The organism is Thalassotalea psychrophila, from assembly GCF_031583595.1.
GTDB lineage: Bacteria > Pseudomonadota > Gammaproteobacteria > Enterobacterales > Alteromonadaceae > Thalassotalea_A > Thalassotalea_A psychrophila.
Window position 1 is genome coordinate 3,135,199 of record NZ_CP134145.1, and the last position, 16,148, is coordinate 3,151,346.

Below are 16,148 nucleotides of genomic sequence, written 5' to 3' on the forward strand. Positions count from 1 at the left end.
GAACAGCGGATGTTAACAGTTTCTTAACTTTGGATAATTTATGGCTTTATTTGAAAAAATAATAAACGCAACTTTGTGTAAACTAATTTCAATTTTCTACATCATGCAGGCAGTAGGTCTCCTTGGTGTTTTTTACATTACATTTATTAGCTCCCTGCCAACAGAAATAACATTCATAGAAAACTTTAAAGGGATTATGGAATATGGGGGTGGGTTACTTTACTTCAAATTCAGCTTTATTTTTCTTAACATTTTTGCAGCTATAGCATTGTTAAAAATAGAAATATTTAACAAATACTTTATCTATTTATTGAGTTACTTGTGGTTAATTACTCTATTATATCTTACTGTCTCTGATAATTTTTTCATGTGGATTGCTCCCGCTTTAGCTAGTTTTGAGTTCTATAAACATAAAAAGTCAGACGAGTATTTAAAGCGAGACTGCTAACAATATAGCTTTGTTTTACGAAAATAATGAAGGCATTGGTACAAATAAAGCTGATCGGTAAAAGTCTATAAAGTTCTACTTCCGCTTATGGCACAAAGCCGCGAAATAATGGATTCCCGCCTTCGCGGGAATGACGGCGTTTTCCTACTTCCGTTAATGGCACTTTGCGGACCCACAACATCACTGAAGTAGGTCCCTCATCTCGTTCCACTCGTGGGGGATGACGATACATTTTCTCTACTTCCGCTTATGGCACTTTTCTGTTATTCAGGATTTACTTAAATTAAGTCACAGCTGTTGACGGAATAGCCTCTTCTTATCACTTTAGATTAACCCATAAATGGTAATATCATTTATGGGTTTCTTCTTTTATATGACGGTGTTTTTCAGGCATAAAAAAAGCCGATATAAATATCGACTTTCTTGAGTAGCTTAAGCTAGAGCAAAACTTATAAAGGTTTTACGTTCTCAGCTTGTGGGCCTTTTTGACCTTGAACTACTTCAAATTCAACAGGTTGACCGTCAGTTAATGTACGACGACCAGTACCTTCGATAGCACGGAAATGAACGAAAACATCTGGACCTTCAGATTGCTCGATAAATCCGAAACCTTTCTCGTCGTTAAACCATTTTACTGTACCGCTTTTCATATCAGACATAATATCTTCCTAAATTTATAAATTAATTGTGTTACAACTCCGACATGGAGATATAGCTTTTTTCATGTATTACTTAATATGTCGAGATGTTGGAACTTGTGGAACTTATAAATCGAGATAGAACGTATTGCATTTCAAGCTTGCGAGGAGGAGTATACCTGTTTAAAAAGTGTAAGCAAGTTTTAAACTAGTTATTTCCCCAAAAGTTGTAAAAATATAAACAAACACAGTAGATTAGCTGTTGTATCAAGTTTTACATTACAAAATATGACATTAAACTACCTAGCTCTACATAAGGCATAGTGCGAAAACTTCCGTTTAATTGTTTTTATTAAACATAGGACAACTAATACTTATAATTCCAATTCAATTTCGAAAATACTGCCAGCCAATCTTGATCAAAGTCAGCCTTAATGCATACATCTTCAAGAGTAATTGGATGAATAAATTCCAATTTTTGTGCATGCAGCATCAACCTTTTAAAACCAAAGTGCTCACCAAAGAATGGATTTTGCTTATTATCACCATAGTTAATGTCACCAATAATAGGATGACGCAAATGAGCAAGGTGTCGCCTTATTTGATGGCGCCTGCCGGTATGAGGTTTTAATTGCACTAGAGAATAGCGAACACTTGGAAATTTACCTAAAGGAATAGGTAAAGACGCGGTAGAAATACTTTTGTAATCAGTTACCGCTTCTTGGGCGGGTTTATCTTGCGAAACATATTTATCACCAAGCTTATCGAGCTTTTCTTTTAAAGGATAATCAACTTGCCCTTCTCCCTCTAAAAAGCCTCTAGTTATTGCGTAGTAAGTTTTTTTAATGGTTTTATCAGTAAATGCTTGTCCCATTTTACGAGCCACATCTTCAGACAAACCAAATAACAATACACCAGAAGTTGGACGGTCCAATCGATGTAACGGGTAAACATACTGTCCAACCATATCTCTGACCAATTGCAGTGCAAAATATTTTTCATCACGATCCATAAAAGAGCGATGCACAAACAAGCCACTTGGTTTGTTCACTGCTACTAAATGTTCATCTTGATATATTATTGTAAGTTTTGGTGGCACATCATCAATATCATCAGTTTGTTGCTCATCCAAAGAGCTTGTAGCCAGTAGCCTTTTATCTTGCATGTTTTTAGTTTGCATAATTAGGTTGGCCCTTTTCGCCACTTAGTAATTCATCGATGTCAGCTAGGGTATTAATAATATCAGTCGCGTCTTTTCCTAAATTTTTAAAGGCTTCTTCGCCCATGGGGCTAACAGAAATTTGTGTGGGTAAAGGCAAGTTTGAAATAATCATAGTGTGCAGTTTTTCTATAAATACAAATTGCAGCCATTGTTCAAACGTTAAAGTATTCAAACAAAATGGTTGTGTACTGCTTAGTGCCTGCGGTGATGGTTTAGCTACTTGCCATAACTCAACGTGCTTTAGTTGCATTGTTAAAGTTTGCAGAAAAATTTCTAGTTGTGCTGATTTTGAAGTCATTAATATTTATAAAACTAAATAACATGGAGTTAAGTGGTAATTATATTTATAATACCGCCATTAATCATTGTTTATCTCAATAAACTGAATTTTCGGACATAAAATCCAAACACTATGAACCAAATATCGACCATTTCAGAACTGCTTAAATTATCAGGTTCGTCTTATCGCTTGTACGATATGGGCCGCAAAGTTACTAAAATTGCAAAACAAGACTTTGAAAAAGTTGAACAAGCAATGCAACCTTACCCTTATCCCATTCAAGGACATGCCTGTTTTGCCATTGTATTTTGGCAACAAAACCCAGCAACACCTTATATTTGGTTTGTAAAATTCCCTATGGATGAGCGTGGTTTATTAAATCAAGGTGCCCGTAATCATTATTTAGCGATTATCCTTGAAGCCTTAGGAAGCGATCTAACTCAAGACCCAACCAAGAAGCAGGAAGAGTTATTACAAGCTAACCCTTACAATTTTACTCCTACACAATACAAATTAGCCGCGCTAAATGCGGTAGTTAAACGTGATTTAAAACAAAAATCATCTGAATATTATGAGCACTGTCAGTTGTATTTTAGCGGGAATCTTGGATGGGATACATGGCAAGGTGTTGGCGTGCAAGGCTTATGTGACTTTGGCGCTAGAATAAGTACTGAAGAAAATTGCCAAGTTTTATCGCAAGCATTACCACATATTCCTACTACAGTGTTCAATCCACTTTGTTCTGCATTAGAAAACCAAGTTTTACCTATCTCATTAATCGCTGAAATTATTGAGATAGCTGAAAATGAATTAAATAAAGAAACGATAAACTTTGAATATTTAGCTAATTTAGTTAGAGCGATCTCAGGTAGTGCAGAAAACCCAATAGTGAAAGCACTAATTATCGATATCATCAGTGCTAAACAAGTAACCGATTTAAATTTATTACTAACCATCTCAGGCAGAGCATGGTTAGCTTTAATTGATACTGATACCTTGACGTTATTCTTAGAAAAATTGGTTAGCATTGTTGCGCAAAATGTATTTATGGCGGTATTCCAAGATTTAATAGCATTGCCAGCAATAAGACCATCTTTGCTACAATGCATTCGTTCACAGCAACGAAGCGATAAATTAGCGAACGCTATTGGACAAATTTTTGCCCAAGTAAAAAATAATTAACTAAAACTAATAACAAGAGTTGAAATAACCATGGCTGAAATATACGTATTACTTTTTGCATTCCTGATCATTTGGTACTTTGTATTTTTACGTAAAGTTGCTGAACGAGCACGTACATTAGCAGAACAACATTGTGAACAAAATAGCTTACAATTTATTGCCATTGCTCGTTCAAAAACGGGTGTTGGCAGTTCAAAAAGGCAAGGTTTATATATTAAAAGTGTGTTCGAATTTGAATTCAGTGGAGATGGCGAAAGTAGTTATACTGGTTTTTTAACTATGCATGGAGTGAAACCATTTAATTTCGATTTACCCGCTTATAAAGTATAACTCCTGCAGTAAAAATCAGTTTGTTCAACAATTACGTTCAAACTGATTAACAAAGATGAAACATTCTTGACCTTAATCAACAAAGCCTCTAATACAAAAGTGCATCCTATGTAAAACAACGCTTTCAATAATGGTGTGCATTCCATGTTAATAGATTTTAATGAGATAAACTATTTACAAGACCCTGATCAATATCATTTAAAAGCTGATTATGATCAATTTCTTATGTCGATATGCGGCCCAACGGTTATCGATATCTCAGGTAAAGATCAAACTAGGACTAGGGTAATTACTACTTTAATTCATGGCGACGAATCTTCTGGATTAATTGCTATCCATAGGTGGCTTACTGGAGTCGACTCAACTTCACGTCCCACAACTAATCTCAGGTTTATTTTTTGTTCTCCTGAATCAGCTAGTCAAAGCCCGAGGTTAAGCCACAGAACATTACCAGACGGTATGGATCTGAATAGATGTTTCGGTAAAGAAATAGACTATGGATACTTCAAACGAGCACAAATTATCGAACAAGCCATTTTAGATGTAAACCCTGAAGTTGTAGTTGATTTACATAACACGTCTGGTTTTAGCCCTGCTTTTTCGGTAAGCACAGCTAAGAATGAAATGGCATTATCGTTAACATCTTTATTTTGCCAATCATTAGTTTTGTCAGACATTCGCTTAGGTGCGTTAATGGAGCAAAATTTTGGCTGTGAAGCTATAACTATAGAATGCGGCAGTAGTGAAGATGCACAATCTCATGAAGTTGCTTATATGGGTATTGATAAGCTCGCACAACTTGACGATATTAGCTGCTGTCATCATAAACTTAACGTAGATATCTATTTAAACCCACTACGATTACGATTAAAACCTGACACTGAGCTATCTTATAGCTGTACTGATGAAGGCCGCGAAGGGGTAACTCTTTGCAATAATATCGAACAACACAACTTTGGGGTTATAAGAGCTAATCAAATGTTAGGTTGGCTTGATGATGAGGGCTTAAGTAACTTACAAATAATTGATACCGAAGGTAAAAATGTTATAAATAAATTTTTTACCTTACGTGATAATCAATTAGTGACCAAAGTTGATTTAGATATTTTCATGGCAACTAAAAATGAAGTCATCGCTAAAACAGACTGTTTACTTTATTTAGTGCCACAAAACTTTAAACTGTAACGCCCTAATTAGCCTGATTAAATGTAGCTATCAGTATGCAAATTGCGAGTAATAATGGGGTAAAGTTAGCTGCTATAACATTTAAGCCTAAAGCTTTTTCCATTACAGGTATTGGTATAGTTTGATCTTCCTTAAGAGCATTATTAAGCTCCCTTACCGACTCAACACTTGCCAACATTGGAATTAAGGCAAAGTAACCGAGCTTAGGCAGTACATTATAAAACCCAGATAATACAACAACAGCTGCACTACATGTTAAAAATACCGTGTAAACGAGTAATGATTTTTTAATACCGTAAGCAATAACCAGATGCTTTCTGCCTACACTTTTATCGGCGTTAACATCTGGAATTTGATTTAACAATAAAAGGTTATTTACCAAGAATAAACATACCGCACCTGCTGCCATTGCCGCCATAGAGAACTGACCACTAAGCACAAAGTCTGTTCCTACAACCATTAATGCACCAAAACCAACTCCGGGAGCCAATAAACACAATAAAGGTGACTTATTAATGTAACGGGTATAGGTAATGATAATCACCATCCCTAATAAACCAAGTGGTAAAATAGCAGTACCCAATTGGTAAATAAAATACCCTCCACAAAGCACAGTTACAGTAATAGATACGTATACCGTTTTTAACACTAACGGCGCAGCCATTGAGTTTTCAACCAAACCGCCACTGCCTCCACTGAAAGGTGTTTTCGTGGTTTTAAAATCTAAGCCAGATTGAAAGTCTTGATATTCGTTTAAGGTATTAACAGCGATATGAGCAGCTAATGCCCCGCCTAAACAGATACTAAAATTTAACCAACTAATCACTGCGTCTGAATAAATCGCGGTAGATAAACCTAAGAATACACAAAATAATGTTAACGTTAAAAATGGCAGACGCATCGTTTTTAACAAAGTTGCAAAGTTTAATCTTTGCAGCCCTTGTGAGGTATTTTGCAGAGTATTGTTTGTATTTGCCATAGTGCTTATTCCAATAGAGCTTCAAAATTCAAGAGCGCAACAAGCGAAACAATTACGATATTAAATAAGGTTGATAAAAGCATTAAAGTAACATATGGATTCATTTATAAATAATATATTGGCTTGTTTACGGAGAATATTCAACAAAACCAGACTAGAATTAATTCAACTAAGACTAAAGTTACATAGTTGACTGCATTGCTATTTGCTACATTGAAACTACCGTTTATATTATTAATAGAGTTGTTATGAATAAGAAAAATACCTTTAAAGCGTTATTGGTTGAAGAAATTGCCGATAAACAATTCACCCAATCGATTACAGAACGCCAACTCGTCGATTTACCTGAAAATGATTTATTAATTGAAGTGCATTATTCATCGTTAAATTTTAAAGATGCGCTTTCAGCTACAGGTAATAAAGGCGTAACTAAAACTTATCCTCACACGCCTGGTATTGATGCTGCAGGTATTGTTCTTGAAGACAAGTCTGGAACATTTACTCCCGGAGATGCTGTTCTGGTGTTTGGTTATGATTTAGGTATGAATACGTCTGGCGGTTTAGCCGAACGAATTTCAATTCCAGCCAATTGGGCTGTTAAGTGCCCTACTAGCTTATCGCTGAAAGAATCAATGATATACGGCACAGGCGGTTTAACTGCAGCGTTATGTGTTGAAAAAATTGAACGTATGGGAGCTGCGCCTTCTGATGGTCCTGTTGCGGTAACAGGAGCCACTGGTGGTGTAGGTAGTATTAGCATCGCCTTATTAAAAAAACTTGGTTATTCGGTAATCGCATTTTCTGGTAAACCAGAGCAAAGCCAGCATTTAATCGAACTTGGCGCTGAAGAAGTTCTTCATCGCGATGTTATCAATGAGATAGGTGAACGTCCTATGGGCCGTGGTTTATGGGCACATGCTATTGATACATTAGGCGGTGAATACCTTGCTAATTTATTAAAACAAATTAAGCCTGGAGGTGGTGTTTCAAGTTGTGGCTTGGTTTCATCACCATTTTTCTCAACCAATGTCTTTCCATTTATTACCAGAGGAGTGTCATTGTTAGGAGTTGATTCGGTGAACATTGCTTTAAAAGATAAACAGCATATTTGGCAACGTGTGGCTACCGACATGAAACTAGAAAATCTAGCCGTTCTAACTACAGAAATATCACTAGAGCAAGTGCCTGAGTGCTTAACTAAATTTATCGATGGCAGTGTAGTTGGTCGTTATGTGGTAAACATTAAAGGAAGTTAGGCGTTAGGAGTTAGGCGATATAACACGGGCCTGATTATTTAATCATGCCCGTTAAAGTAGTAATCATAGGGGTTAAAGCTGCTATTTACCGTATAAGTTTTGAAACCCTTTCACCGTAAAACCATTTAAAAATTGATCGCCAACTTTTAATATAGGTACACCACGAAAGCCAGTTAAACTGTGTTCTTTGCGTCCCGCTGCCGTACCCACATTACAAAGACGGTATTTAATACCATTTTGATCTAAATACTTTTTAGCGGTCTCACAGTGTGGGCAACTATTTTTAGTAAACAGTACTACTCGTTTCATTTACTTTAGCTACTCATTTAAGTTCGAGGTTAACAGCTTCGACAATTTTTTCAGGTTTTGTTAAATACAAATTATGATTTAACATTACTAATCGATCATCTACAGCTAACATTAATGCTGGAAATGCAGTCGTTTCAATAACTTCTTGTATTTCAGCAATATCCCCAAGCAAGTACTCGGCATCTTTACTTAGCTCTAATTTAAACACTTTCGCCGGAGGCGAAAATTTAAATTGTTCAATAACGGCGTCAAAATCGTCTTTATCTGTTAATGGATTATTTTCTACAAAGTGCTGATGTTGTAATGCATTTAACAATTCTAATGCTTTTTCAGGCTGTTTATTTTGCACCCATGCCATAACGTTAGCAGCCATATAACTATCTTTTGCATTATCGGCATCACGAATATAATCCATACCAAAATTGGCTGTACTTTGACGTGAAACAGTATCAGCTGAACTTTTACCTGGGCTATCATTACCTTCGTAATAAGCGGTATGCCATAAATGAATCTGCATATCTGGATAGGCTTTTTGAATGCTGTTCACTAAAGCCGTAGTTGCATAACTCCACGGGCAATGAGAGTCGTAAATAAAAAATAATTCTGTAGTCATAGTCGGTGTCTTTTGCTCATTATATTTAATGCGTGGATTTTAATGATTTTTCGGTAATATGCCAAATGTTTTTATAATACCAATTTGATTATGTATGTGATCTTCTTTTTCATGAGGCAAAACGGATAATTACAATGAATAAAGTTTTATAGGTAGTTGTTCTACCTTCAAATTTATAAAGCTGTAGTTATTCGTTTTAACCATTAAAAATGATCAGGTGTTTAACCAACTTGGTAGATTACATAAATTAACGCTTCTCTAAGGTTTCAATAATTTCATTTTTCTTAGTTTGAATAGATTTTAAAATTTTTGGCAAAGCAGCTAGTACGTATTCAACACTTGCATTTTGCACTTCTAGTTTATCGCTAGTTTCACCATTTTCTCCGACCACACATTGTTTAGTACTAATGCCTACTTGTATATCTTTGTTGGTGATAAGTAGATTCTCAACTTGACGTTGAAAATTCATAAAACCTTTTTCAGCATTTTGTGCATCAGGAAGACTTTTACGCTGTAAGTATCCATACTTTTTAGTGACTTGCTCCACAGCAACATGCTGCCACTCAGATGTGAACGTAGTATGACTAGAATCTGCCCAGATAAACTGATTAATGCTATCGTTTAACTTTGAATGTGCACTGTAATCACAATCAGGAATTGGTGGTGGGCCTTCATTACTTGAACAAGCAGCTAAGGTAGTGATAAACATTATATTTATTATTTTTTTTGTGGTAAAAAATGCCATGTTGAATCCTTCAAGATCTTAGTTTATTAAAGTATAGACCAGAAAATATAGAGCAAAAGTAATTATATTTACCTCCTCCTTCAGCAACATAAAATACCAATAAGAAGTTAATCAGATGTAAGCTGCGCTCATTCTGGGTTATTTTACATTCAATCTGTATGTTTTTCAGGCATAAATCCAAGCGTATTATTTACAATTTCAAACAAAGCGGTTACATTCATAACTGAATAATAATTAAACAAATATCTAACTGAAATTCCAACTCGAAAACCCAAATGAGGTGGAAAAAACAGTATGAGTATTTATTATAAAAACAAGTAGATATTTACCATAGAGAAAAATTTTTAGGGACAAAAATGAGATTCACATTATCTAGTTTATTCAAAAAGGCTAATCTAGCCTCTTTATCGTTACTGTTCATTGCGAGCACATCACAAGCACAAGATATAACTATTGATTTAGCCAGTCCATCTTCGGCTTGGAAAGAAATAATGAAGGGCTCTACCTTTGATCCCAATGGTGATACTCAAGCGGGTGCATCTGGTGTTGAATTAGTTGGCGACGATGTTCATAGCGTACTTTCAACATTGTATGATGAGCAAGCAACAGAAAACGATGATAGCGATGATGAGATTGCATATCGTATTCGTATTGGTGACGATAAAGATACCGCTGTATATATTATTGGTATAGACGCAAATCTTGATGGGGAAATAGATTTATTCTTAGCTGCTAACACAAAAGCCAAAGACCAAGTACTACAATTTTATAGCCCTGGTAATAAATCAAATACTTCACCAAGTACCACGAGTATAGCTCAATCAAATTATGAAATTTCCTTAGACCAAACTAATTACAATTTCAGCTCTGTAGAGAGTATCGAAACTGATTCCCCTGATGGCTTAATAATTGATATTGGCAATAATGGACAATTAGACCATTTTGTCTCTTTTGTGCTGCCTTTCGATGATTTAAAAAATCAAATATTTAGCGCTTCAGGTATAAACATTACAAAAAATTCAGTAATGCAGTATATCCTTTTATCGCTTACTCAAACCAATGCTCTCAATGGTGACTTTGGTGGTATTGACGATAAAGTTGATGACTGGGATGCAACATACGAAAATCTAGGTATGTTTAGTGATCCGTTAAGTTTATCTAATTTGGCGCCAAAAATTACTAATAATGCTGGCGCAGATACTTCGACAATATCAATTTATGAAAATATAACCGCGGTAGTAGACATTGATGCAACCGATGCTGAAAACGATAGTATTGTTTATTCAATTTCAGGTGGTGCAGATGCAGCACTATTTTCAATTGACGACTCAAGCGGTGAGTTGTCTTTTAAAATAGCTCCTGATTTTGAAACACCATCTTCGTCTTTGAGTAGTAACGCTTATGTTGTACAAGTTAGCGCTTCTGACGGCGCTTTAAATGACTCTCAAACAATTACGGTTAATATACAAGACGTAAATGAAGGTGGCGGTAATTTACCACCTTCAATAAGTGGAAATCCGTTAACCACTATTGCAGAGAACTCAGATTATAGTTTTGTTCCTAGCAGTAGCGACCCAGATCAAGACATAATATCTTTTGCCATTATAAATAAGCCTTCTTGGGCAATATTTGACGATATAACGGGTGAGTTAAATGGTACGCCAAGTTTCACAGATGCTGGTTTATACTCTGATATCGAAATTTCAGTGTCAGATGATGATGAAACAGTAGCACTGCCAGCTTTTAGTATTACCGTAACCGAAACAAACCAAGCGCCAACGATTTCAGGCACACCTGTTACTGTAATAGCAGAAAATGATGATTACTATTTCAAGCCAAACAGTGATGATTTAGACAATGACACCTTAACCTTCAACATTATCAATATGCCTTCTTGGGCAACATTTGATGAAACAACAGGAGAGTTAATTGGAACACCAAATTTCACCCATGCGGGTTTATACTCTGATATTGAAATTTCAGTGTCAGATAATAGCTCTACTGCTAACTTAACTACATTTGATATTACCGTAATAAATACCAATCAGCCTCCAACCATTTCAGGCATAGCAGTTTCCGCTGTTGCCGAAAATAGTTATTACAGCTTCACTCCGACGAGTGATGATTTAGATAATGATCCTTTAAGCTTCGCCATCATAAATAAACCCGACTGGGCCACTTTTGAAACCTCAACGGGTAAAATATCTGGTACCCCTAGCTTTACCGATGCGGGTACGTATTCAGGGATTATTATATCAGTAGATGATGATAGTGAAATTGTATCGCTGCCGGCTTTTAGCATAGAAGTAACGAATACCAACAGAGCACCAATTGCAAATAGCCAATCTATTGACGTGGTTGAAAATATAGCTAAGTTTGTTACGTTATCAGGCATTGATGATGATTCTGATACTTTATCATATCTAGTAATAACTCAACCAGATAGCGGAAGCTTATTTGGCAATATACCTAACTTAACCTACACCCCAGATACTGACTTTACCGGTACAGATAGTTTCTCTTTTAAAGTGAATGACGGAAGTGCTGACTCTCCAACAGTAACAATCACAATCAATGTACTTGCTGATTTAGATGGCGACGGCATACCAGACGTAACAGACAACGATACAGATGGTGATGGTATTGATAACGCTACCGAAGGTAATGGCGATACCGATGGCGATAGCATACCTGATTACCTTGATGAAGATGCCGATAATGACGGTATTCCAGATAGTGAAGAAGGCATTAACGATACTGACCAAGATGGCACGCCAGATTATTTAGACAGCAGTATTGATGAAGATGATGACGGTATTCCAGATATCATTGAAGGCATTAATGATAGTGATAACGATGCTATTCCTGATTACCTAGATGCTGATAGCGATAACGATGGCATTACCGACACTGCAGAGTCTAATGCAACCGGAATGGATAGCGATAATGATGGTATAGATGATGTGTTCGATGTTGATCAAACCAACGGCGTTGACAGCAATGGCGATGGTATAGACGATGACATTATCAGCCAAGATTCAGATGATGATGGCTTGGCCGACAGAATCGATACTGACAGTGACAATGACGGTATTCCAGACGTTGTTGAAGCACACTTACGCATTGTTGATACCGACAACGACGGCATTCCAAATGATATCGATGTAGATCAAACGGGTGGCACTGATGATGACAATGACGGAATAGATGATAATTTCGATGTTACCTACACTGCTGGCATCGATGCCGACAATGATGGTATAGACGATACGTTAAAACCGAAGAGTGATCGCGACAATGATGGTATTGCTGATTATTTAGACTTAGACAGTGATAATGACGGTATTAGCGATACCGCAGAAGCCGGTATTAGCGGTGAAGATTACGATGGCGATGGCGTAGATGATAGCTTTGACGTTGATGCAACTAATGGTACTGATTCGAATAATGACGGTATTGATGACAATGCAACAGTTGTTGACACAGATCTTGACGGTGTTCCAGATTTGCACGACTTAGATAGTGACAATGATAGTTTATTTGATATCACCGAAGCGGGTATTGCAGATACGGATAACAATGCACTAATAGATGTTGAAACTGCTTTAGTTGAAGAGCCTATTGATAGTGATGAAGACGGCATTGCTGATTTCAGAGATATTGACAGTGATAATGACGGTGTAAACGATATCAATACATCCACTTCAGTAGCTTTAGATGTCGATAACAACGGGATCATTGATAATACAATTGATAACGATGCTGACGGTATCGATGATGCCCAAGACAATTTACCCAATCAGCACGGCACCAGTTTTGTTGAAAATGATCAGGATAACGACGGCATACCTGATAGTGAAGAAGGCATCGTTGATACTGATCAAGATGGTACTCCAAATTACCTAGACGAAGACTCAGATAATGACGGTATTCCTGATAGTGAAGAAGGTAGTGTTGATACCGATGAAGATGGTATCCCTGATTACTTAGATGAAGATTCAGACAATGATGGTATTCCGGATGCTGATGAAGGCACTGTTGATACCGACGAAGATGGTATCCCTGATTATCAAGACCAAGATTCAGACAATGATGGCATTCCTGATGTCGATGAAGGCACTGTAGATACTGATGAAGACGGTATCCCTGATTACTTAGATGAAGATTCAGATAACGACAGTATTCCTGATGTTGACGAAGGCACGGTAGATACCGATGAAGATGGTATCCCTGATTATCAAGACCAAGATTCAGATAATGACGGTATACCTGATGTAGACGAAGGCATTGTCGATACCGACGAAGATGGCACGCCTGATTATCAAGACCAAGATTCAGACAACGATAGTATCCCTGATGTTGACGAAGGCTCTGTTGATACCGACGAAGATGGTATTCCTAATTACCAAGATGAAGACTCTGACAATGACGGTACGCCTGATGCTGATGAAGGAACAACGGATACTGATGAAGATGGTATTCCTGATTATATAGATGAATCTGACACTGAAATCATTGCTAATAATACTGAACTTGACAGCGATAATGATGGTATTAGTGATATCGAAGAAGGTAACGAAGACTTAGACAATGATGGTATTCCTAATCATTTAGATACTGATTCTGATGGCGATGGCATTTTAGACGCTGATGAAAATGGCGACTTTAATAACGACGGTATCAATGACAGGTTACAAGCATCAGGAAAAGTTGAAACAGGTGTGAAAGGCGCTGGTTCAACGGGTGTATTTATAACTTTACTATTAATGTTTGCAGTAATGTTACGTCAGAGCAAAAAACGAATATTAATATTGTTAGCAATGCCTTTATTGGTAACAACTAATGCTCAAGCCAGTGACGAGTGTAAATTAGGTCAATCCTTTGCCAATATAGATTGTTGGTACATTGGCGCAGGTTTAGGTTACGCAACGTTAGATCCTAAACACAAAAACACCAGTTGGAGAATTGCAGAAGACAATGACACTGCGGTTAAGGTTTTTGCGGGTTTAGCATTATCTGAACTCTTATTTACCGAACTAAGTTATGAAGATATGGGCACAGCAGAATTACACAACTTAAATCCTAGTATTACAGAAAACTTAAACATCGATTACTCAGCCTTCGGTGCGAACCTAGGTTTTTTGCTTAATGAACGACAGTCAACATGGAATGTGTACGCAAAGGCAGGTGTATCGTTTTTAGACACGGATACGGGAGTGCACGTAGAACAAGATCATGGCACGCAATTAACATTTGGACTGGGTGCACAATGGAATTTTAGTGAAAAATGGTTTGCTCGAATTGATTTAACGGCTTATGACGAAGATGCAAATGTGATCGGTTTAAGCATAGCTCGGTATTTTGGCTCATCAGCAAAAGCCTCGCCTAAAAAGAAAGCGGTTAAGAAAGCCCCTATTCGTAAACCAACTCCTACGCCAGCACCAATTACGAAAAAGGTGGAAAAAGTGGTAGCTATCAATCCAGACTTAGATGGCGATGGTGTGTTAAATGATGCTGATAAATGCCCTGAAACATTGGCCAACACAAAGGTTAATACTAAAGGTTGTGCGTTAATGGCATCCATCACTCTTAACATTCAATTTGATAGTTGGAAATCGAATGTAAAAGAACAATACTTAGCTGAAATAGATCGTGTCGCAAAAATTATTGATGAACATGAAGATATCGATGTGGTAGTTGAAGGCCATACTGATTGGCAAGGTAAGCAAGATAAAAATCAGGTTTTATCAGAAGCTAGAGCCAAAGCTGTAGCTACTCTTTTAGAAGAAAAAACGCCGCATAGTGATAAAACCTATACAACTATTGGCTTTGGTGAATTGAAGCCAATTGCTGATAATAGAACGGAAGAAGGTCGCCGTTTAAATAGACGTGTTGTTGTGGTAATTTCTGAAAAATAAATTATAAAAATCATTCTGATTTATGCCTTAATCAAAGCTCTAGCAGGATAGCTAGAGCTTTTTCATATTATTTATTTGCTTTTAGTATTTTAATTCCCCTCTAACTACGGTATAACGGCGTTATGAAAATACCCAAACGAATACAGCCCCTAGTTGATGATGGTTTAGTTGACGAAGTTATTTGTCAATTAATGAGTGGCAAAGAAGCCACAGTTTATATGGTGCGCTGCGGCGAAGAAATTGTTTGTGCAAAAGTGTACAAAGAAGCCAATAAGCGTAGCTTTAAAAAAGCAGCCCAATATCAAGAAGGTCGTAAAAGTAGAAATAGCCGCCGCGCTAGAGCCATGGAAAAAGGCTCTAAATTTGGTCGAGCCCAACAAGAAGAAGCTTGGCAAAATGCTGAAGTAGATGCTTTGTACCTTTTGGCTGAAGCAGGTGTGCGTGTACCTCAACCATATGGTTGTTACGACGGGGTGTTATTAATGGAGTTAATCACCGATGATGACGGTGATGTTGCGCCACGATTAAATGATGTAAGCATGTCAGCAGAACAAGCCAGAGAAGATCATGAAGACGTAATGATTTACGTACTACGTATGCTTTGTGCTGGTGTGGTGCATGGTGATTTATCAGAATTTAATGTATTAGTTGATGCCTATGGCCCTGTGATAATTGATTTACCGCAAGCTGTTGATGCTGCAGCCAACAACAATGCTAAAGCTATGCTAATTCGTGATGTAGAAAACATGACTAATTATTACGGCCAGTTTGCTCCAGATTTACTCGGCAGCAAATACGCAGATGAAATGTGGGCATTATATGAAAAAAGCGAACTTACGCCAGAAAGTGAATTAACCGGTTATTTCGCAGAAGCTACAGATGATGCCGATGTAGACAGCGTATTAGAAGAAATTAAAGCCGCCTTCGCTGAAGAAGAAGCTCGTTTAGAGCGTATTAGAGAAGCAAATGAGGTAGAACAACCTCAGTAAGTTAAAACGACGCTTCCTTTTTATAACAAACGTCCCCTATTTCTGGGGCGCTTT

Annotated in this window: 15 protein-coding genes; 7 read left to right on the forward strand and 8 right to left on the reverse strand. The window is 37.0% G+C overall.

The features are described from left to right. Positions 1 to 40 precede the first annotated feature (40 nt). On the forward strand, positions 41 to 448 hold the full coding sequence (locus tag RGQ13_RS12815) for a hypothetical protein (RefSeq protein WP_348390140.1): 408 nt from the start codon (positions 41 to 43) through the stop codon (positions 446 to 448). A gap of 85 nt (positions 449 to 533) precedes the next feature. Here the strand turns inward: RGQ13_RS12815 and RGQ13_RS12820 are convergent, their stop codons facing one another. From RGQ13_RS12820 to RGQ13_RS12835, 4 genes are all read right to left on the reverse strand, one after another. Next, positions 534 to 680 carry a hypothetical protein gene (locus tag RGQ13_RS12820; RefSeq protein WP_348390141.1) on the reverse strand — a complete coding sequence of 49 codons (147 nt, stop codon included), beginning with the start codon at positions 678 to 680 and terminating at the stop codon, positions 534 to 536. Between the two features lie 217 nt (positions 681 to 897). Next, positions 898 to 1,107, reverse strand: coding sequence for a cold-shock protein (locus RGQ13_RS12825; protein WP_348390142.1), 210 nt, complete (start codon positions 1,105 to 1,107; stop codon positions 898 to 900). 346 nt (positions 1,108 to 1,453) lie between these two features. Further along, on the reverse strand, positions 1,454 to 2,266 hold the full coding sequence (gene truC, locus RGQ13_RS12830) for a tRNA pseudouridine(65) synthase TruC (protein ID WP_348390143.1): 813 nt from the start codon (positions 2,264 to 2,266) through the stop codon (positions 1,454 to 1,456). After that, the gene (locus tag RGQ13_RS12835; protein ID WP_348390144.1) at positions 2,256 to 2,606 is read right to left on the reverse strand and encodes a YqcC family protein; all 351 of its coding nucleotides are present in this window, start codon (positions 2,604 to 2,606) and stop codon (positions 2,256 to 2,258) included. The genes truC and RGQ13_RS12835 overlap by 11 nt, the downstream gene beginning before the upstream one ends. Positions 2,607 to 2,720: 114 nt before the next feature. Here RGQ13_RS12835 and RGQ13_RS12840 point away from each other — a divergent pair, with 114 nt between their 5' ends. The 3 genes from RGQ13_RS12840 (at position 2,721) to RGQ13_RS12850 (ending at position 5,285) form a co-directional block, all read left to right on the forward strand. Next, positions 2,721 to 3,770, forward strand: coding sequence for a DUF3549 family protein (locus tag RGQ13_RS12840; RefSeq protein ID WP_348390145.1), 1,050 nt, complete (start codon positions 2,721 to 2,723; stop codon positions 3,768 to 3,770). 30 nt (positions 3,771 to 3,800) lie between these two features. Continuing rightward, on the forward strand, positions 3,801 to 4,100 hold the full coding sequence (locus tag RGQ13_RS12845) for a DUF3301 domain-containing protein (RefSeq protein WP_348390146.1): 300 nt from the start codon (positions 3,801 to 3,803) through the stop codon (positions 4,098 to 4,100). A 144-nt stretch (positions 4,101 to 4,244) separates the two neighbouring features. Further along, positions 4,245 to 5,285 carry a M14 family metallopeptidase gene (locus RGQ13_RS12850; RefSeq protein ID WP_348390147.1) on the forward strand — a complete coding sequence of 347 codons (1,041 nt, stop codon included), beginning with the start codon at positions 4,245 to 4,247 and terminating at the stop codon, positions 5,283 to 5,285. A 4-nt stretch (positions 5,286 to 5,289) separates the two neighbouring features. Here RGQ13_RS12850 and RGQ13_RS12855 read toward each other — a convergent pair whose 3' ends face one another. Further along, a complete protein-coding gene (locus tag RGQ13_RS12855) occupies positions 5,290 to 6,264 on the reverse strand; it encodes a prenyltransferase (protein WP_348390148.1) in 975 nt (324 codons plus the stop codon). Between the two features lie 248 nt (positions 6,265 to 6,512). Here RGQ13_RS12855 and RGQ13_RS12860 point away from each other — a divergent pair, with 248 nt between their 5' ends. Further along, positions 6,513 to 7,520: a YhdH/YhfP family quinone oxidoreductase gene (locus tag RGQ13_RS12860; protein ID WP_348390149.1), complete on the forward strand. Its 1,008-nt coding sequence runs from the start codon at positions 6,513 to 6,515 to the stop codon at positions 7,518 to 7,520. An 81-nt stretch (positions 7,521 to 7,601) separates the two neighbouring features. Here RGQ13_RS12860 and RGQ13_RS12865 read toward each other — a convergent pair whose 3' ends face one another. The 3 genes from RGQ13_RS12865 to RGQ13_RS12875 all read right to left on the reverse strand — a co-directional run bounded on the left by RGQ13_RS12865 (position 7,602) and on the right by RGQ13_RS12875 (position 9,187). Next, positions 7,602 to 7,829, reverse strand: coding sequence for a glutaredoxin family protein (locus RGQ13_RS12865; protein WP_348390150.1), 228 nt, complete (start codon positions 7,827 to 7,829; stop codon positions 7,602 to 7,604). A 13-nt stretch (positions 7,830 to 7,842) separates the two neighbouring features. Next, positions 7,843 to 8,442 carry a DsbA family protein gene (locus RGQ13_RS12870; protein WP_348390151.1) on the reverse strand — a complete coding sequence of 200 codons (600 nt, stop codon included), beginning with the start codon at positions 8,440 to 8,442 and terminating at the stop codon, positions 7,843 to 7,845. A 247-nt stretch (positions 8,443 to 8,689) separates the two neighbouring features. After that, positions 8,690 to 9,187 carry a hypothetical protein gene (locus tag RGQ13_RS12875; protein WP_348390152.1) on the reverse strand — a complete coding sequence of 166 codons (498 nt, stop codon included), beginning with the start codon at positions 9,185 to 9,187 and terminating at the stop codon, positions 8,690 to 8,692. Between the two features lie 356 nt (positions 9,188 to 9,543). Here RGQ13_RS12875 and RGQ13_RS12880 point away from each other — a divergent pair, with 356 nt between their 5' ends. Beyond that, positions 9,544 to 15,105, forward strand: coding sequence for a putative Ig domain-containing protein (locus RGQ13_RS12880; RefSeq protein ID WP_348390153.1), 5,562 nt, complete (start codon positions 9,544 to 9,546; stop codon positions 15,103 to 15,105). Positions 15,106 to 15,227: 122 nt separating this feature from the next. Further along, complete coding sequence (locus RGQ13_RS12885) at positions 15,228 to 16,094, forward strand: PA4780 family RIO1-like protein kinase (RefSeq protein WP_348390154.1); 867 nt, start codon at positions 15,228 to 15,230, stop codon at positions 16,092 to 16,094. The last annotated feature ends 54 nt before the right edge of the window (positions 16,095 to 16,148 follow it).